The sequence below is a fragment of the Nocardiopsis sp. iso_40 genome (assembly GCF_056173285.1).
On the sequence record NZ_CM149666.1, the window covers coordinates 2,439,219 to 2,456,115 of the forward strand.

The window sequence follows — 16,897 nt, forward strand, 5'->3', positions numbered from 1 at the left end:
CGAGCGTCCCGCACACACGGAGGCCGGGGACCCCTCATGGAGTCCCCGGCCCCGTGCGTGCCCCGGGTGTGTCAGAGCAGTGCGTCGGCCTCGCGGTGGCGGCCCGCCGCGTTGTAGGCGCCCGCCAGGTCCCTGCGCAGCCGCATGGTGAGTCGGCGGACCTCCGGGTCTCCGGAGGAGTTCAGCGCCACCCGGTAGGCCTCGCGCAGCACCTCCACGGCCTCGTCAGCGCGACCGGCCTGGGTGTAGGAGCGGCCCAGCCGGTGGTGCACCGTGAGGGTGTCCAGGTGGCCCTTGCCCAGCCGGCGTCGGCGCCCGGCCAGCACCATGCGCAGCTGGGAGACGGCCTCCTCGTACCGTCCGGCCATGCTCTGCGCGGCGCTCATGCCCAGACGCAGCTCCTCACGGCGCTCGGTCGAGGTGACGTCCTCGATCGCCCGCGCGTAGTGGGCCACCGCGGCGTCCACCCGGCCGCTGCGCCGGTAGCACACGGCCAGGCGCATGCGCGCCTCCACGGTGTCCTCGTCGGCCGGACCGAACTGGTTCTCCCGCTGGCTGAGCAGGGTCTCCCACTGCCCGGCGGCGTCGGCCGGACGGCCCGCGTCCTCCAGGGCCCAGGCCAGGTTCTCCCGGATGATCTCGGTGCGGGGGTGGTCGTCCCCGTAGACCGCCACGGCTTCGCCCAGTGCCAGCTCGAACTGCTGCACGGCCGCCTGGCGCCGCCCCATCTGCGCGTACTTGGTCGCCAGGTTGTTGCGGGCGGTGATGGTGTCCGGGTGCTCGGTTCCCAACCGCTCCACCAGTGACCGCAGGCTCTGCTCCAGCGAGGCCGCCCGCATCCCGGGGGTCGGGGGCGCGGCGGCGGGCCGCTGGGGCAGGGACCGCTGGGACGCCCCCGTGGACACCCGGACAGCGGGCTCCGGCACCCGCTCGGGCACGGGCGCGGTGCGTTCCTCGAGGTGCTCCTCGGTAGTGGGTGCGGCGGCCGCAGCCGACTCGACCTTGGCAGAACGCGTCAACCCCGTCTCGCGCAGAAGCGCACGCCAGAACGACAAGCAGACTCACCACATTTCCCTGATCACACGGACCGGGGCCTTGTGGGCCCACGGTCCGGTACACACCCGTGCAAGAAGCTGAACGCCCCTGAGGTCCCAGGGCACGTTTCTATAACTTAATCGGACAACGGGCTACGGAACAGGCGTGAACCGCCCTTGAGGGGTGGTGACTTCAATCACGTTTTGGTTCAAAGTGGCGGAAGGGGGTAACGATCACGTTTTTGCCGCCTCCCGAAGGGCTGTCGCCAGCGGTTCCGCGGTCAGTCCGATCTGCCAGTTCCGGGCGCCGCGCGTGCGCAGGAACTCACCCACGGAGCCCGGGTCCACGGTCTCCGGGGGCGCCCACGCCAACCTCCTGACGGTGTCCGGCAGCAGCAGGTTCTCGGTCGGCATCACGACGTCCTCGGCGATCCCCGTCACGGTCGCCCGCGCGGCCTCCAGGCGGCGCGCCGCCTCGGGAGCCCGGTCGGCCCAGCGGTTCACCGGGGGCGGGCCGTCGCCGGGCGCGTTGGGCCGGGGCAGTTCGGCCTGGCCCATCTCACGGGCGCGGTCGACCGCCTTGATCCACGTGTGCACGTAGCGGCGGGCCAGCTTGATCCCGAACTGCCGGATCCTGGTGAGGTCGGCCGTGGTGCGCGGCATCGCCGTGGCCGCCTCCACGATCGCCGCGTCCGGCAGCACCCGGCCGGGGGAGGTGTCCCGCTCCTGGGCGATGCGGTCGCGCTCGTACCAGAGTTCCCTCACGGCGGCCAGGGCGCGCTGGTTGCGGACCTTGTGGATGCCTGAGGTGCGCCGCCAGGGGTCGGGGCGCGGTTCCTTGGGCGGGGCGGCCAGTACGGACGCGAACTCCTCCCGCGCCCACTCCAGCTTCCCGGTCTCGGCCAGTTCCGCCTCCAGGGCGTTGCGGAGCTCGATGAGGATCTCCACGTCCAGCGCCGCGTACCTCAGCCAGTCCTCGGGCAGGGGGCGCTGTGACCAGTCCACCGCCGAGTGCTCCTTGGCCAGGCGCACGTCCAGCAGCCGCTCCACCATGAAGCCGAGCCCGACCCGCTGGTAACCCAGCAGCCGTCCGGCCAGTTCGGTGTCGAACAGCAGGGTCGGCCGGAGATGGATCTCCGACAGGCACGGAAGGTCCTGATGCGCGGCGTGCAGTACCACCTCGGCGTCCCCGATCGCCGCGTTCAGCCCGCTCAGGTCGGGGCAGGCGATCGGATCGATCAGGGCCGAACCGGAACCCTCCCGGCGCACCTGCACCAGGTACGCGCGCTGCCCGTACCGGTAACCCGAGGCGCGCTCCGCGTCCACGGCCACGGGGCCGGATCCGGCGCCGAGGGCCGCGATGACGCCGGACAGGGCGTCGGCGTCGGCGGTGACCGCAGGCAGGCCCTCGCGTGGTTCCCGAAGTAGGGGCGCCCTCTCCGCGTCTTCGTTGTCTGGTTCGCGGGGTTCTGTCTTGGAGTTCAACGCGTTCGCCACACCACTACGGTATGCGCTGTCGCCACCGGACGCAGATACGGGCCGTTCCGGGACCGCCCGCCGGCGCTGCCCGGCGAGGTTCCGGAACGGCCCGTGAGCCGGTGCCCCGGACGCCTCAGGGGCGCGACCGCTGGCGTGCGATGTCGGTGACGTCCAGGGGCGGGAGCCCCGACGCCGAGGCCAGCAGCGCCAGCCAGGCACCCATGTGTCCGGACAGGTCCTCCGACTCGGGCGTCCACGAGGCGCGCATCTCGAGTTCGGTGGTGGCGCCCTCGTGGGCCTTGGTACCGAACCCCTCGGTGGTGGCCCGGGTGACCGTTCCGCTCAGCGCGTGGTGGGCGGCGCCTTGGGCCTCCAGGGCGTCGGTGAGCCAGCTCCACGCGACCGGGCCGAGCAGGGGGTCGGTCGCGATCTCCGATTCCAGTTCGGAGTTGGCCTGGCAGACCACCCGGAAGGGGCCGGGCCAGTCGCGGGTGCCCTCGGGGTCGTACAGGACGATCAGCCGGCCCCAGGCGATCTCCTCGCCCTGGACCGACACTTCGGCGGACACGGCGGCGGAGTGGGGAGCCAGCCGTTGGGGTGAGGGGATCTCCCGGACGGTGATCTCGGGCCGGATGAGGGGAGAGTGCAGGGCCTCGACCGCCCGCCGGAACGTCTCTTGTGCGTTCTCGGCGCTACCGACATCGGGCATGGTGGAAACGTCAGCCTTCGTTTTGTGGTGATCACGTCCTGGCGGGGGTCGCCGGGACGGTCCCGCCGATGGTGTGATGGTGGGCACGGATTCGACCGTGGCACGAGTCACCGGCGGGCGGCCGCAGTTCCTCCGGCGTGTCGGTGTTTTGTGATGATCTTGGGACCGCACGGCCTGTGGCGGCCGTGGTTCGGCCCCGTCCGCGCCCGCTGGAGGGAAAGCCTCTCGGGTGATCCGAGTGGGACCACCGGAGAGGGCATGGCACGATTCAAGGGTGACGCTTCAAGAATCTCCATTCCTCCGCGCCTGCCGGCGCCTTCCGGTGTCCCACACCCCGGTGTGGTTCATGCGCCAGGCCGGGCGCTCACTGCCCGAGTACCGAAGGGTTCGCGCCGACGTGCCGATGCTTGAGGCGTGTGCGCGACCCGACATGATCGCCGAGATCACGATGCAGCCGGTCCGCCGGTACGACACCGACGCCGCGATCTTCTTCAGCGACATCGTCGTGCCGCTCAAGGCCATCGGGATCGACCTGGACATCAAGCCGGGTGTGGGCCCCGTGGTCGACGAGCCGATCCGGGACGCCGGCGGGATCAAACGCCTGCGCGACCTCGAACCCGGCGACGTCCCCTATGTCACCGAGGCGGTCGGCCAGCTCGTGGGAGAGCTCGGCGACAAGCCGCTCATCGGTTTCGCGGGCGCTCCGTTCACGTTGGCCTCGTACCTCATCGAGGGCGGGCCGTCGAAGAACCACGAGCACACCAAGGCCCTGATGTACGGCGAGCCCGAGCTGTGGGACGAGCTCATGCGCCGCCTGGCCAACATCACGCTGGGCTTCCTGCGCACCCAGATCGAGGCCGGGGCCAGCGCGGTCCAGCTCTTCGACTCCTGGGTCGGCGCGCTGAGTGCCGAGGACTACCGCGCCTCGGTGCTGCCCTACACCTCGTGGATCTTCGGTCAGCTGGCCGACTACGAGGTGCCCCGTATCCACTTCGGTGTGGGCACCGGTGAGCTCCTGAGCCTGCTCAGCGAGGCCGGGGCCGACGTGGTGGGCGTGGACTGGCGGGTCCCCCTGGACAAGGCCGTGCAGCGGGTCCAGCCGGGCACGGCGCTCCAGGGCAACCTGGACCCCGCGACCCTGTTCGCCCCCTGGGAGGTCGTCGCCGACCGCACGCGCGACATCCTCGCGCGGGGACGTGCCGCCGACGGCCACATCTTCAACCTCGGCCACGGCGTGCTGCCCAGCACCGACCCGGGCATGCTCGAACGGCTCACCGCCTTCGTCCACGAGGAGACCGCAGGCTAGGGCGGTCCCGCGGACGCCCGTCGGCGCCCGGCCCCCGCTCGGGGAGCCGGGCGCCGACGCGTCGGGTCACCTCTCGTCGTTCCCGGGGCTCCCGTCCGTCTCCGGGCTCCCGTCCGTCTCCGGATCCCGGCCCGTGCCCTCGGGGCCCTCCCGGCGGGGCGGCGCGTCCCCGGTGCCGGTACGGTCCCGGGCGGTGTCGGCGGAGGCCGGGTCAGCGGGCGCGGCGGCCGGGGAGGCGGCCAGGGCTCGCGCCCCGCGGCGTCGGCGCCACAGCCACAGCGGCCCGGCACCGAGCACCGCGAGCACCGCGGCGAAGGGCAGCAGCCACCCCACGACCACGGCCACCCCCTGGCCCAGACCGACCAGGGCCCGCCAGCCGCGCTCCAGACCGCCGAGGAAACCGACGGACTCCTCCGTGGTCTCCTCCAGGTAGGTGGCCGGGGGGACGAGGGTCAGGTGCACGGTGGAGTAGGCGGTCCGGTTCCGCAGCGACTCCAACCGGGCCTGGAACGCCTCCAGCTCCTCCTGGCGCTGCTGGATCTCGCTCTCCACGCGCAGCAGGTCGTCGACGTCCTCCGCCTCCTCCAGGTAGCCCCGCAGGGTCTCCAAGGCCGTCTCCGAGGACTCGATCCGGCTCTCGACGTCGGCGACCTCCTCGGTGACGTCTTCCACCGACCGTTCCAGTTCGGAGCGGTCGCCCAGATCGGCCAGCCCTTCCAGCGCGCCCTCGTAGTCCTCGTCGGGGATGCGCAGGACCAGGCTGCCCTCGGGAGAGCCGCCGGCGGGCGTGGACAGGCTCTCGTTCGCCACGTAGCCGTCCGCGTCCAGGGTCATCTCCTTGGCCTCCTCGGCGGCCTCGGCCACGTCGTCGACCCGTACGGTCATGTTCGCGGTGTGGATCAGTTGCCGGTCCCCGACCTCCACGTCCGAACCGACACCGCCCTCACCTGTGCCCTCCTCGGCGGTGTCGGCCTCCTCGGCGGCATCGGCCTCGGTTCGGGCGCCGGGTTCGGCCCGGTCGGCGGACTCGGCGGCGGAACCGCCGCCGTCGGCCGCACCGATGTTCTCGGTGGTGGCACCGCAGGCGGTGAACAACAGGGCAGCGAGGCCGGTGGCGACGGTCATCCCGGCGACACGGCCCGCCTGGGGGAGCGATGGAGTGTCCATACCGCTTCGACGCGTCCCGCGGCGCCTCCGTTGCGCCCCGGCGGTAACGAGACCACAACGTCCGGCCCGGGGAGTGCCGACCGTCCCCCCGGCCCCGGGCCCCACGGTCCGGCCCCCCGGACCGACGTCCCGCTTCGGGGACGGCGGATCACTGTGACCCGCGGCATCTGGGAGGCTGGTGGTATGCCTGAAGCACCGCATGTCGTCGTGATCGGGGGCGGGGTCTCCGGACTCACCGCCGCGCACCGCTTCAACCGCCGGGGCGTCACCACCACGGTGGTCGAGGCCGCCGACACCCCGGGGGGCAAGCTCCGCGCCTCGCCCGTGGCGGGCGTGTCCGTCGACGCCGGAGCCGAGGCGGTGCTCGCCCGTCGGCCCGAGGCGCTGGAGCTGTTCACCGAACTCGGCCTGGACGAGCGGGTGGTGCACCCCGGACCCGGGGCCGCGGCCGTCTACAGCCGGGGCCGCGTCCGCTCCCTCCCCAAGGGGCAGCTCATGGGCGTCCCCGGCGACCTGCGCGCCCTGGCCCGCAGCGGTGTGCTCTCCCCCGCAGGGACCCTGCGTGCCGCACTCGACCTGGTCTGGCCGAGCACCCCGGTGCGCTCCGACGTGCCCGTGGCCGCCTACGTCGGCACCCGTATGGGCCGCCAGGTGGTGGAACGGCTCGTGGAACCCCTCCTGGGCGGTGTCTACGCCGGCCGGGCCGACGAGCTCTCCCTCGACTCCGCCCTTCCGCAGATCGCCCCGATGGCCCGCAGCAGCCGCTCCCTGATGGGGTCGGTGCGCACGAGCCTCCGGGAGAGGGGCGCCGCGCCCACCGGCTCCGGTCCCGTCTTCGCCTCCCTTCGCGGCGGGGTCGCCTCGGTGGTGGACGCGCTGGCGGAGCGGCAGCCGGACCTGCGCACCGGGACCCGGGCGCGGGCACTGGAACGCACCCCCCGGGGCTGGAGCGTGCGACTGGACGGCGGGGAGCGGGTCGCCTGCGACGCTGTCCTGCTCGCCTGCCCCGCCCCCGAGGCTGCACGCCTGCTCGCCGACACCGAACCCGACGCCGCACGGGAGCTGGGCGGTATCGAGTACGCGAGCATGGCGCTGGTGACCTTCGCCCTGCCCGCCGCCGCCTTCCCCGAGCCCCTCACCGGGACCGGCTTCCTGGTGCCGGCGGGGGAGGGGCTGACCATCAAGGCCGCCACCTTCTCCAGCAACAAGTGGCCCTGGCTTGCCCGTGAGCTGGATAGGGTCAACCCGGGTGAGGACCTGGTCGTCCTGCGCTGCTCCATCGGCCGCTCCGGCGACGACGCGGCTCTGCGCCGCTCCGACGAGGAGCTGGCCCGGGTCGCCCTCGCCGACCTCGCCCGGGTCACCGGTCTGACCGGCTCCCCGGTCCAGACCCGCGTCACCCGGTGGACCGACGGACTGCCCCAGTACGCGGTCGGCCACGCCGCACGGGTGGAACGGATCCGTTCGGGTGTGCGGCGCCACCCCGGCCTCGGGGTGTGCGGCGCCGCCTACGGGGGAGTGGGCATCCCCGCCTGTGTCGCCGACGCAGACCGCGAGGCCGGGCGTCTGGCCGACACCCTCACCGACCACAGTCACACCGACCGCGGCGACCAGAGCGCCGACGGACCGAACCAGCAAGGAGTCAACCCGTGACGGGGCAGCAGAACGAGGCCATCACCCAGGACGGCACCGACCTCAACAAACTCATCCGCTACACCATGTGGTCGGTCTTCAGGGTCGACAGCCTGGAGGAGGTCGACCGCGGTGCGGCGGCCCAGGAGCTCCAGGGCCTGTTCGACAAGGCCGCCGGGCAGGGCGTGACCACCCGCGGCAGCTACGACGTCCAGGGCTTCCGCGCCGACGCCGACATCATGTTCTGGTGGGTGGCCGACACCCCCGAGCAGGTGCAGAACATCTACGCCGACTTCCGCCGCACCCGGATCGGCCGTGCCAGCACCCCGGTGTGGTCGGTCGTGGGCCTGCACCGCCCCGCCGAGTTCAACCGCGGCCACGTCCCCGCCTTCCTGGCCGGGGAGGAGCCGCGCGAGCACATCTGCGTGTACCCGTTCGTGCGCTCCTACGAGTGGTACCTGCTGCCCGACGAGGAGCGCCGCGCCATGCTCGCCGAGCACGGCCGGATGGCCGCCCCGTACCCGGACGTGCGAGCGAACACGGTCTCCTCGTTCGGCCTCAACGACTACGAGTGGCTGCTCGCCTTCGAGGCCGACGACCTGCACCGCATCGTGGACCTGATGCGCCACCTGCGCGGTGCCAAGGCCCGTCTGCACACCCGTGAGGAACTGCCCTTCTACACCGGGCGGCGCAAGAGCGTGGCCGAGCTGGTGCACGCTCTGCCGTAACCGCGGCCCCGCCCCGCCGGACGGCGAACGGCCCCCGCGCTCCGTCGGAGCGCGGGGGCCGTCGTACGGGTGGCCGACGCCGGTCCTGGCCTACTCGGCCCACTCGGGGCGCGCGCTCTCCCTGCGGGTGGCGAGCACGTAGAACGGGATCGTCACCACGCACAGCAGCACCACGGCGCTCATCAGGTAGATGAGCACGTCGCCCGCGGGAAACCCGAGGCCCCACGCGGCCATCAGCGCCACACCGGTGGCGAGCAGGCCCAGCACCAGGTAGGCCCTGCGCCCCCGGGGCTTGGGGTACTCCATCCGGCTGACCATCAGCCAGGCCACCAGCAGCACGGCGGCCACACCCACCAGGACCGGCGGGTCCAGGAGCACGATGGTCACCACCGCGATCGCCCCGGAGGGGCAGGGCAGGCCGGTGAAGTAGTCCGAGCCCGGGGCCTGGCAGGAGAACCGGGCCAGCCGGACGATCACCGCGAGCAGCACGGCACCGCCGGCCACCACCGGCAGTACGCCGGCGCCGCCCGCGATGGTGCCCCACACGACGAAGAAGAACGCCGGGGCGACCCCGAAGCTGATCACGTCGGCGAGGTTGTCCAGTTCGGCACCCATGCCGCTGCCGCCCAGCCTGCGGGCGACCCGGCCGTCGAGGACGTCGAGGGCAGCCGCGACCATCATCAGGCCCACGGCCGTGGCCATCGCGGTCCTGGGCAGCGGGCCGGCGATTCCGGAGGCCAGGTGCGCGCTCTGGGCCGTGGCCAGTGCCCAGACCGCGAGGAAACCGCACAGGGCGTTGCCCAGGGTCATGTAGTCGGCCACGCCCAGACGCAGCCTGGGCGCCTCCTCGGGGGCGGAGGAGGCGGCCCGGCCAGCGGCGGAGACGGCCTCAGCCGGCGTCAAGACGGGTTTCTCCGGCGCGGACCCCCTGGCCGATCTCCACCGCCGGGGCGACCCCGGACGGAAGGTAGACGTCGACCCGTGACCCGAACCGGATGAGCCCGATCCTCTCGCCTTGCTCGACCTTCTGCCCCGCAGCGAGATACGGGACGATACGCCTGACCATCGCGCCGGCGATTTGAACGACCGTGATCTCACCGATCTCGGTTTCAAGGGTCCAGATGACGCGCTCATTACGCTCGCTGTCCTTGTCGAAGGCGGGTTTGAAACCCCCTGGACGATGTTCGACGCCGGTCACGATACCGGCGATGGGGGCACGGTTGACGTGCACGTTGAGGGGGTTCATGAACACCGCGACCCGGATGCGCCCGTCGGGCTGGGGGTCGAGGCTCTGCACGACGCCGTCGGCCGCGGACAGCACCCGTCCCGTGGCCGGGCCCCGCTCGGGGTCCCGGAAGAACCAGGCCATCCCCGCGGCGAGGGCGATCACGGGTGCTGCGGCCGCGGCTCCGGCCCGGGAGCGCCGGGCGAGGAGGGTCGCGGCCCCGGCGGCGCCGAGAGCGGGGAGCAGCCACGGGGCCGATCCCTGGGCCATGCCGAACCGCGGCCTGGCCGCGGGACGCGGGGAGGCGGAGGAGATGGGTGAGTCGTCGGTCATCGAGCGCTTTCGTTGCGGGTCGGTCTGGTCGCCCGCACATCGGTTACCGCTGTGAGGGGCCCGGACCCCGACGGGGCCGGGGGTGCGCGGTCACCGGGTGGGGTGCCCCGCCGCGCGCGCCCTCCGCCCGGCCGGGGCCGGACTTCGGTGCGCTGGTGAGATTATCCCTGATCCCGCGGGGGCGGGAAGCAGGGTGGTCCGGTGCAGGGCCCGGCCTCGGCGGGGTCCGGCACCAGGATGGTATGCGACCTACTCCGCGGGCTCCAGGGTCAGGGCGACGGAGTTGATGCAGTACCGGGCGTCGGTGGGGGTGTCGTACCCCTCTCCGTAGAAGACGTGGCCCAGGTGGGACCGGCAGGTGGCGCACCGCACCTCGGTGCGCACCATCCCCATCGAGGCGTCCTCGTGCAGGGTGACCGCGTCGGACCCGGCCGGGTCGAAGAAGCTCGGCCACCCGCAGTGGGAGTCGAACTTCTCGTCCGAACGGAACAGTTCGGTTCCGCACCCCCGGCAACGGTAGACGCCCGTGGCCCTGGTGTCGACGTAGGCTCCGGACCAGGGGCGTTCGGTACCCGCCTGGCGGAGCACCGCGTACTCCTGCTCGTTGAGGCGCTCGCGCCACTCCTGCTCGGTCCGGGGGAGTTCCTTCGGGGCCCCGCCGTTGTTCTCCGGGGCCTGGTCCGCTGCGTCAGCCATGGTGAAGACGCTACCCGGAATCGTGCCCGAATGCTGACAGGGGCTTCCAAGCCAGAAAAGGGTCATTCGTATCCGGGCTAGGTAAATCCCCCTTAGGGGTCACATACACCTAACTTCACCCTTGATGACGTTCGGTGGCCATGTGGGCGGGTACGAGCTCAGACAGGGGTCAGTGGTCGAGGTGCACTGAGGCAGGTGGCATGGCTGTTACAGCTCAACAGGCACTCGGAGTAAGCAGACGACCTCTGCGCGTGGGCAGGATCCGATACGGACTGTGGTGGCTCGATCAGGCCACCACCGGGTTGCGGTCACGGGTACGCGCCGTCGGGGACGGCGCGGCCACCGCGGGCCGGGAGCTGCGCTGGGCCACGGAGCTCAGTGTCCGCTCCACCGTGGCGGGGATCGACCACGTGCGACCGGAGCCCTGGGGCGATCGCAAACTGCTGGTGCTGGTCACGGTCATTGCCGTCGGCGCGCTGGCGGTGGCGCTCGTCTTGGGGGCGGGGATGGCGCGTTGGGCGATGACCTCGTCCAACGCCATGCCCTTCGCGGCGGTGGGTGCCCTGGTGGTGGGACTCGCCTTCCTGCCGCTGGCGTATCTGGTCTTCGCCTCCAAACGGAGGGGTCGTCGAGGCTAGTACGGGTTCGACACGAGAGAAGGGGCGTCCGAGGGGCGCCCCTTCGGCTGTGCCGGAGCGCTCCGGCATAGCCGAAGGGGCGGGCCCGGACGGACTCAGGCGTCGAAGTCGTACTGCAGCACGTACGCCGAACCGTCCATGGTGATCTCGTTGAACTCGACGGGCCGGTGGTCGCTGGCCAGGGCGGTGCGGGCCACCTCCAGAACGGGCGTCCCGGGGGAGAGCGCCAACTCCTCCGCCTCCTCGGGGGCGGGCATGCGCACGCGGATCTCCTCGGTGAAGTGGGCGGGGGCGTGTCCGAGTTCGGCCAGGCGCGCGTAGATGCCCCCGGGGCCGCTGTCGGGGGCCCGGATGCGCTGGGCGGCGGGGGAGTCCTCCCGTCCCGCCCACAGCAGCGGGGACAGGTAGGAGACCGCGCTCTGCACCGGCCTGCCGTCCACGAGGTAGCGCCGGGAGCGGCGCACCGCCGGGTCCCCGGGGTCCAGTCCCAGGGACCGCAGGACGTGCTCGGCGGGAACGATCTCGTCCACGACGAGCCCCTCCACCTCGTAGCCGCGGGTGTCGCTGTCGGTCTGCCAGATGGCCCGCCCGTTGCCCCACAGGTCCTTGGACAGGCGTCTGGCTCCGTGTCTTCGCAGCGGCCGGAACTGCCGCACGTATATGCCCGAACCGCGCACTGCCACGGCCAGGCCCTCGTTGATGAGTACGGACAGCGCCTGCCGGGCCGTCGCCCGGGCGACACCGTGGTGCTCCATGAGGGTGTTCTCCCCGGGAAGGCGGTCGCCGTCGGCGTACCGTCCGGAGCGGATCTGTCCTCGTAGTTCCTCGGCTATCTCCCGGTAGACCGGAGGGGACCCGTTTTCGGACGTCGGCACTACGTTCATCCTCTCGCCCAGGGGACCAGGCCGGTGAGCCCCGTCGATGCGGTGTGTCCAGTCGCAGCGTTTCCAGTGGATGGCACACAACGGGTATGTCCGGTTGGAGGATGATTCATGCGTCATTGTGGGGCGGCCGAAACCGACCGTTCACGGGTGTCGCCCCCGCGGATCCCTATTCCCTCAGGTAACGCGTGAACAGGTTCCCCCCGGCCTCCAGAAGGTGCGCGATCCGCACGGGTGTGCTCCTGGCCGGGGCGTGCTCCGGAGCGCCGGGCGTCCCCGGGCCGCCGGTGACTATCCGGGGCGGTCCGGCGCCCAGCAGGTGCGGGCTCACCGTCAGGCACAGCTCGTCCAACAGGCCGGCCGCAACGAACTCGGCCAGCAGGTGCGGTCCCCCCTCGGTCAGCACCCGGTACAGCCCCCTCTCGGCCAGGGCGTTGACGATGTGCTCGGGGCCGACCGAGACCCCGTCGACCACCACGAGGTCGGCGTGCTCGGCAACGGACCTCCGACGCTCCGCGGGCGCGTCCCCGACGGTGAACACGATGGTCCGGGCGTCCTCCGGCGCGGTGGTGAGCAGCTCCTCGTGGATGTCCAGCGAACGCGAGACCACCGCGATCCGCGGGGTCGCCGGCCGGTCCGCACGCAGGTCCGACCAGACCTCGCGCGGCCGGACCGGCCGGTAGCCCTCCTTGCGGGCGGTGGCCGCGCCCACCAGGACCACGTCGCACAGGCCGCGCAGTACCCCCATCACCCGGCGGTCGGGGGCCGAGGACAGGTCACGGCTGCGGCCCGAGGGGCCGATCGCGCCCCCGTCGGCGCTGGCGACCATGTTGGCGCGGATCCAGGGGCGGTCCAGGGCCGGCGGGTAGGCGTAGGCCCGGGGCAGGTCCACGTCCGTACGGCCGGGGGAGGGGAGGAGTTCGCGGAAGCTGGCGGGCTCCGGGGCGTCGCCCGGACGGTGTGTACTCGACATGGTCACCCAGGCTAGGGGCCCGAACGGCGCGGGACCGGTGGACCCGCGGGTCCACCGGTCCCTCCGGCGCGGCCGGCTCCTCCGCCTCCGGTCAGTCGTGCCGGTGCGAGACGCGCCGCAGCAGCACCAGGGCGCGGTCGATCACCCGCACGGGGCCGCCGGCGGTCACGAACGGCCGCCCGCCCACGTCGGGCTCGGCGGTGTCCAGCACGGTCTCCCAGGCCATGCCGTACTCGGTGCCGGGGAGTTTGAACTCCACCGGCTCCGGGCCGCTGTTGAGCAGCAGCACGAACGAACTGTCACGGATCCTGCGCCCGCGCGAGTCGGGCTCGGTGATGGCGTCCCCGTTGAGGAACACGCCCAGCACCTGTTCGTCCGTGCTCCAGTCCTCACCCTCCATCGTCGACCCGTCCGGGCGCAGCCACGAGATGTCGGGCAACACGCCCGAGCCGGACTTCCCGCTCTCCACGGGGCTGCCCCGGAAGAAACGGCGCCGCCGGAAGACCGGGTGCTCGCGCCGCAGCCGGGCCAGCTCGCGTACGTAGTCCAGGAGGTCGTTGCCGGGGTACTCGCCGGTGAGCCCGGCGCCCTCCCAGTCGATCCAGGCGATCTCGTTGTCCTGGCAGTAGGCGTTGTTGTTCCCGCCCTGGGTGCGCCCGATCTCGTCGCCGTGCGAGAGCATCACCACCCCCTGCGACAGGTACAGGGTGGCGAGGTAGTTGCGGACCTGCCTCCGGCGCAGGGTGAGGATCGCGGGGTCCTCGGTGGGTCCCTCCACCCCGTGGTTCCAGGAGCGGTTGTCGTCGGTGCCGTCCCGGTTCTCCTCGCCGTTGGCCTCGTTGTGCTTGTCGTTGTAGGACACCAGGTCGGCCATGGTGAAGCCGTCATGGCAGGTGATGAAGTTGATCGAGGCCACCGGGCGGCGCCCGTCGTCCTGGTACAGGTCGCTGGACCCGGCCAGCCGCGAGGCCAGCTCGCCCTTGACCTGCTCGCCGCGCCAGAAGTCGCGCACCGTGTCGCGGTACTTGCCGTTCCACTCGGTCCACAGCGGGGGGAAGTTCCCCACCTGGTAGCCGCCCGGTCCCACGTCCCAGGGTTCGGCGATGAGCTTGACCTGGGAGATCACCGGGTCCTGCTGGACGATGTCGAAGAACGTGCTCAACCGGTCCACGTCGTGGAACTCCCGGGCCAGCGCCGACGCCAGGTCGAAGCGGAACCCGTCCACGTGCATCTCCAGGACCCAGTACCGCAGCGAGTCCATGATGAGCTGCAACGAGTGCGGGTGGCGCACGTTCAGACTGTTGCCGCAGCCCGTGTAGTCGAGGTAGTAGCGCTGGTCCTCGTCGCTGACCCGGTAGTAGCCCAGGTTGTCGATGCCCCGCCAGGACAGGGTGGGGCCCATGTGGTCGCCCTCGGCGGTGTGGTTGTAGACCACGTCCAGGAGCACCTCGATGCCCGCCTCGTGCAGCGACTTCACCATCGACTTGAACTCCTGGACCTGCTGGCCGCGGGATCCGAGCGCGGCGTACCCGCTGTGCGGGGCCAGGAAGGCCAGGGTGTTGTACCCCCAGTAGTTGGTCAGCCCCCGCGCCACCATCGCGTGCTCGGGTACGAAGTGGTGCACCGGCATCAGTTCGACGGCGGTCACCCCCAGCGAGGTGAGGTACTCGATGACCTCGGGGTGGGCCAGCCCCGCGTAGGTGCCTCTCTGGTGTTCGGGGATGGCCGGGTGGCGCATCGTCAGGCCGCGCACGTGCGCCTCGTAGATCACCGTCTGGTGGTACGGGGTGCGCGGTCGGGACTCGTTGCCCCAGTCGAAGAACGGGCTCACCACCACGCACTTGGGCACGTACTTCGCGCTGTCGGCGGTGTTCTTGCGCTCCGGGGAGGCGAAGTGGTAGCTGAAGAGCGATTCGTGCCAGGTGAGGTTGCCGTTCAGCGCCTTCGCATAGGGATCGGTGAGTAGTTTGTTCGGATTGCAGCGCAGTCCGTGCTCGGGCGCGTAGGGACCGTGCACGCGGTACCCGTACTGCTGCCCCGGACCGACGCCGGGCAGGTAACCGTGCCAGACGAAACCGTCGTATTCGGTCAGGGGTATGCGTGTCTCCTCGCCGTCGTCGTCGAACAGGCACAGGTCCACCTGTTCGGCCGCCTCCGAGAAGAGGGAGAAATTGGTGCCGGAACCGTCGTAGGTCGCACCGAGCGGATAGGAACTACCTGGCCAGACTTCCACCATAGGCGTCGTCAGTCTCTTGGTGTCGGGGCCCTGGAGGGCGTTTTTTGTTGGTGACGACTTCTTTCTTCCGCTTCGGTCCCAGAAATATGCAGAACACGGCCGATGATCATTCATCGGCCGTGTTCTGCGGGGGTCTGATGTGGTTATCGGAAGGAAAGAGGAGTTCCTTGGCTCATGTCATGGAAAGGGTGGTTTCAGTTGCCGGGGCGGGCCCGGTCCAGGATCAGTCCGGTGTCCACGCCCCTGGGCAGGGTCCCGAACACGTGCCCCCACCCGCCGCCCAGCCGGGACGAGGTGAAGGCCTCGGCCACCGGCGTCGGTGCGTACCGCAGCAGCACGGACGCCTGGAGGAGCAGAGCCATCAGCTCCACCACCGACCGGGCCCGGTACTGGATCTCGTCCCGGTCGCCGAGCGCCTGCCCCAACCGCTTCAGCGCCGCGTCGTAGTGGTCGTCGGAACCCGCCGCCGTGTTCAGCTCCGCCAGGAAGGCCTCCACCGACTCCGGCGACTTCGACATCGCGCGCAGCACGTCCAGCGCCGCCACGTTGCCCGAACCCTCCCAGATGGAGTTGAGCGGGGAGTCCCGGAACAGGCGGGGCATCCCCGACTCCTCGACGTAACCGTTGCCGCCCAGGCACTCCAGGGCCTCGGCCGCGTGCACCGGCTGGCGCTTGGTGACCCAGAACTTGCCCACGGCCACGCCCAGGCGGCGGAAGGCGGCCTCGCCCTCGTCACCGCGCACCGAGCGGTCCACGGCCCCCGCCAGGCGCGTCATGAGCGCGGTGGCGGCCTCCGACTCCAGGGCCAGGTCCGCGAGCACGTTGCGCATCAGCGGCTGCTCCACCAGGGGTTTGCCGAACGCGCTCCGGGAACCGGCGTGGTTGAGCGCGTGCACCACGGCGGCGCGCATGCCCGACGAGGAACCGATCACGCAGTCCAACCGGGTGCTGTTGACCATCTCGATGATGGTGGGCACGCCCCGGCCCGGCTCACCGACCAGGTGTGCGACGGCTCCCTCATACTCCAGCTCGGCGGAGGCGTTGGACCTGTTGCCGAGCTTGTCCTTCAACCGCTGGATGAACAGGCCGTTCCGGCCGCCGTCGGGCAGGACGCGCGGCACCAGGAAACAGGTGAGGCCCTCGGGGGCCTGCGCCAGCGTCAGGAAGACGTCGCTCATCGGGGCGGAGGTGAACCACTTGTGCCCGGTGAGCAGGTAGTGGCCCTCGGCTGTGGGGACGGCGCGTGTGGTGTTGGCGCGCACGTCCGAACCGCCCTGCTTCTCGGTCATCGACATACCCGCGATGAGTCCGCGCTTGGTCAGGGGCGCGCGCAGTCCGAAGTCGTAGGTACGGGCGGTCAGCAGCGGCTCGTACTGCTCGGCCAGCCCGGGGGAGTGGCGCAGCGCGGGGACGGCGGCGTAGGTCATCGACACGGGGCAGCCGTGACCGCTCTCCGCCTGTGACCACAGGAAGAACTTGGCCGCGCGGGCCACGTGGGCGCCCTCGCGGCCGTCGGCCCAGGGGGCGGCGTGCAGGCCGTGCTCCACGGCCTGGTCCATCAGCACGTGGTAGGCGGGCTGGAAGTCGACCTCGTCCACGCGGTGGCCGTAGCGGTCGTGGGTGCGCAGGACCGGCGGGTAGGCGTTCGCGGACTCGCCCCAGGCGCGAACCCGCTCCGAGCCCGCGGCCTCACCGACCTCGCGCACGTCGGCCTCGGCCCAGCCGGCGCCCTCGCGGCGCAGGCCCTCCAGGAGGGCGGGGTCGTCGGCGGCGTTGTGGTCGCCGAGCGGAGTGGCCTGGTTGAACACCTCGTGTGTGGCGGGCATACCGGTTCCGTTCCTGGTTCTGGGCGGCGGACGG

Annotated in this window: 15 protein-coding genes; 4 read left to right on the forward strand and 11 right to left on the reverse strand. The window is 71.6% G+C overall.

From position 1 onward, the window contains the following. Window positions 1-71: 71 nt before the first annotated feature. From AC0VYD_RS10700 to AC0VYD_RS10710, 3 genes are all read right to left on the reverse strand, one after another. Window positions 72-1,055 (reverse strand): tetratricopeptide repeat protein, encoded by a 984-nt coding sequence (locus AC0VYD_RS10700; protein ID WP_475479719.1) that lies wholly within the window; start codon window positions 1,053-1,055, stop codon window positions 72-74. A 213-nt stretch (window positions 1,056-1,268) separates the two neighbouring features. Next, window positions 1,269-2,519: an HRDC domain-containing protein gene (locus tag AC0VYD_RS10705; protein WP_475479720.1), complete on the reverse strand. Its 1,251-nt coding sequence runs from the start codon at window positions 2,517-2,519 to the stop codon at window positions 1,269-1,271. A 127-nt stretch (window positions 2,520-2,646) separates the two neighbouring features. Beyond that, complete coding sequence (locus AC0VYD_RS10710) at window positions 2,647-3,222, reverse strand: DUF3000 domain-containing protein (protein ID WP_475479721.1); 576 nt, start codon at window positions 3,220-3,222, stop codon at window positions 2,647-2,649. 337 nt (window positions 3,223-3,559) lie between these two features. Between AC0VYD_RS10710 and hemE the strand changes: the two genes are divergently transcribed. Continuing rightward, window positions 3,560-4,528 (forward strand): uroporphyrinogen decarboxylase, encoded by a 969-nt coding sequence (hemE, locus tag AC0VYD_RS10715; protein ID WP_475480240.1) that lies wholly within the window; start codon window positions 3,560-3,562, stop codon window positions 4,526-4,528. A gap of 66 nt (window positions 4,529-4,594) precedes the next feature. Here the strand turns inward: hemE and AC0VYD_RS10720 are convergent, their stop codons facing one another. Continuing rightward, window positions 4,595-5,695: a DUF4349 domain-containing protein gene (locus tag AC0VYD_RS10720; protein WP_475479722.1), complete on the reverse strand. Its 1,101-nt coding sequence runs from the start codon at window positions 5,693-5,695 to the stop codon at window positions 4,595-4,597. A gap of 183 nt (window positions 5,696-5,878) precedes the next feature. Here AC0VYD_RS10720 and hemG point away from each other — a divergent pair, with 183 nt between their 5' ends. Both hemG and hemQ read left to right on the forward strand, forming a co-directional pair. After that, complete coding sequence (hemG, locus tag AC0VYD_RS10725) at window positions 5,879-7,348, forward strand: protoporphyrinogen oxidase (protein ID WP_475479723.1); 1,470 nt, start codon at window positions 5,879-5,881, stop codon at window positions 7,346-7,348. Beyond that, window positions 7,345-8,055, forward strand: a complete 711-nt coding sequence (gene hemQ / locus AC0VYD_RS10730; protein ID WP_475479724.1) for a hydrogen peroxide-dependent heme synthase — start codon at window positions 7,345-7,347, stop codon at window positions 8,053-8,055. The genes hemG and hemQ overlap by 4 nt, the downstream gene beginning before the upstream one ends. Before the next feature lie 90 nt (window positions 8,056-8,145). Here hemQ and AC0VYD_RS10735 read toward each other — a convergent pair whose 3' ends face one another. The 3 genes from AC0VYD_RS10735 to msrB all read right to left on the reverse strand — a co-directional run bounded on the left by AC0VYD_RS10735 (window position 8,146) and on the right by msrB (window position 10,309). Beyond that, a complete protein-coding gene (locus AC0VYD_RS10735) occupies window positions 8,146-8,958 on the reverse strand; it encodes a CDP-alcohol phosphatidyltransferase family protein (protein ID WP_475479725.1) in 813 nt (270 codons plus the stop codon). Beyond that, complete coding sequence (locus AC0VYD_RS10740; protein WP_475479726.1) at window positions 8,945-9,613, reverse strand: phosphatidylserine decarboxylase; 669 nt, start codon at window positions 9,611-9,613, stop codon at window positions 8,945-8,947. The genes AC0VYD_RS10735 and AC0VYD_RS10740 overlap by 14 nt, the downstream gene beginning before the upstream one ends. 249 nt (window positions 9,614-9,862) lie before the next feature. Next, window positions 9,863-10,309 carry a peptide-methionine (R)-S-oxide reductase MsrB gene (gene msrB, locus AC0VYD_RS10745; RefSeq protein WP_473040283.1) on the reverse strand — a complete coding sequence of 149 codons (447 nt, stop codon included), beginning with the start codon at window positions 10,307-10,309 and terminating at the stop codon, window positions 9,863-9,865. A 251-nt stretch (window positions 10,310-10,560) separates the two neighbouring features. Between msrB and AC0VYD_RS10750 the strand changes: the two genes are divergently transcribed. After that, entirely contained in the window at window positions 10,561-10,947 is a 387-nt protein-coding gene (locus tag AC0VYD_RS10750; RefSeq protein WP_475479727.1) for a hypothetical protein, read from the forward strand. Between the two features lie 95 nt (window positions 10,948-11,042). On the opposite strand, the gene AC0VYD_RS10755 is transcribed toward AC0VYD_RS10750, so the two are convergent. The 4 genes from AC0VYD_RS10755 to AC0VYD_RS10770 form a co-directional block, all read right to left on the reverse strand. Beyond that, window positions 11,043-11,831, reverse strand: coding sequence for a GntR family transcriptional regulator (locus AC0VYD_RS10755; RefSeq protein WP_475479728.1), 789 nt, complete (start codon window positions 11,829-11,831; stop codon window positions 11,043-11,045). Between the two features lie 166 nt (window positions 11,832-11,997). Next, on the reverse strand, window positions 11,998-12,801 hold the full coding sequence (locus tag AC0VYD_RS10760) for a pyrimidine reductase family protein (RefSeq protein ID WP_475479729.1): 804 nt from the start codon (window positions 12,799-12,801) through the stop codon (window positions 11,998-12,000). 91 nt (window positions 12,802-12,892) lie between these two features. Further along, a complete protein-coding gene (gene glgX / locus AC0VYD_RS10765; RefSeq protein WP_475479730.1) occupies window positions 12,893-15,037 on the reverse strand; it encodes a glycogen debranching protein GlgX in 2,145 nt (714 codons plus the stop codon). A 194-nt stretch (window positions 15,038-15,231) separates the two neighbouring features. Continuing rightward, a complete protein-coding gene (locus tag AC0VYD_RS10770; RefSeq protein WP_475479731.1) occupies window positions 15,232-16,863 on the reverse strand; it encodes an acyl-CoA dehydrogenase family protein in 1,632 nt (543 codons plus the stop codon). Window positions 16,864-16,897: the final 34 nt, after the last annotated feature.

Coding starts and splice junctions, on each gene's coding strand:
- AC0VYD_RS10710 (WP_475479721.1), bottom strand. CDS start 3,222: ATGCCCGATGTCGGTAGCGCCGAGAACGCACAAGAGACGTTCCGGCGG.
- AC0VYD_RS10720 (WP_475479722.1), bottom strand. CDS start 5,695: ATGGACACTCCATCGCTCCCCCAGGCGGGCCGTGTCGCCGGGATGACC.
- hemG (WP_475479723.1), top strand. CDS start 5,879: ATGCCTGAAGCACCGCATGTCGTCGTGATCGGGGGCGGGGTCTCCGGA.
- AC0VYD_RS10740 (WP_475479726.1), bottom strand. CDS start 9,613: ATGACCGACGACTCACCCATCTCCTCCGCCTCCCCGCGTCCCGCGGCC.
- msrB (WP_473040283.1), bottom strand. CDS start 10,309: ATGGCTGACGCAGCGGACCAGGCCCCGGAGAACAACGGCGGGGCCCCG.
- AC0VYD_RS10755 (WP_475479728.1), bottom strand. CDS start 11,831: ATGAACGTAGTGCCGACGTCCGAAAACGGGTCCCCTCCGGTCTACCGG.
- AC0VYD_RS10760 (WP_475479729.1), bottom strand. CDS start 12,801: ATGTCGAGTACACACCGTCCGGGCGACGCCCCGGAGCCCGCCAGCTTC.
- glgX (WP_475479730.1), bottom strand. CDS start 15,037: ATGGTGGAAGTCTGGCCAGGTAGTTCCTATCCGCTCGGTGCGACCTAC.
- AC0VYD_RS10770 (WP_475479731.1), bottom strand. CDS start 16,863: ATGCCCGCCACACACGAGGTGTTCAACCAGGCCACTCCGCTCGGCGAC.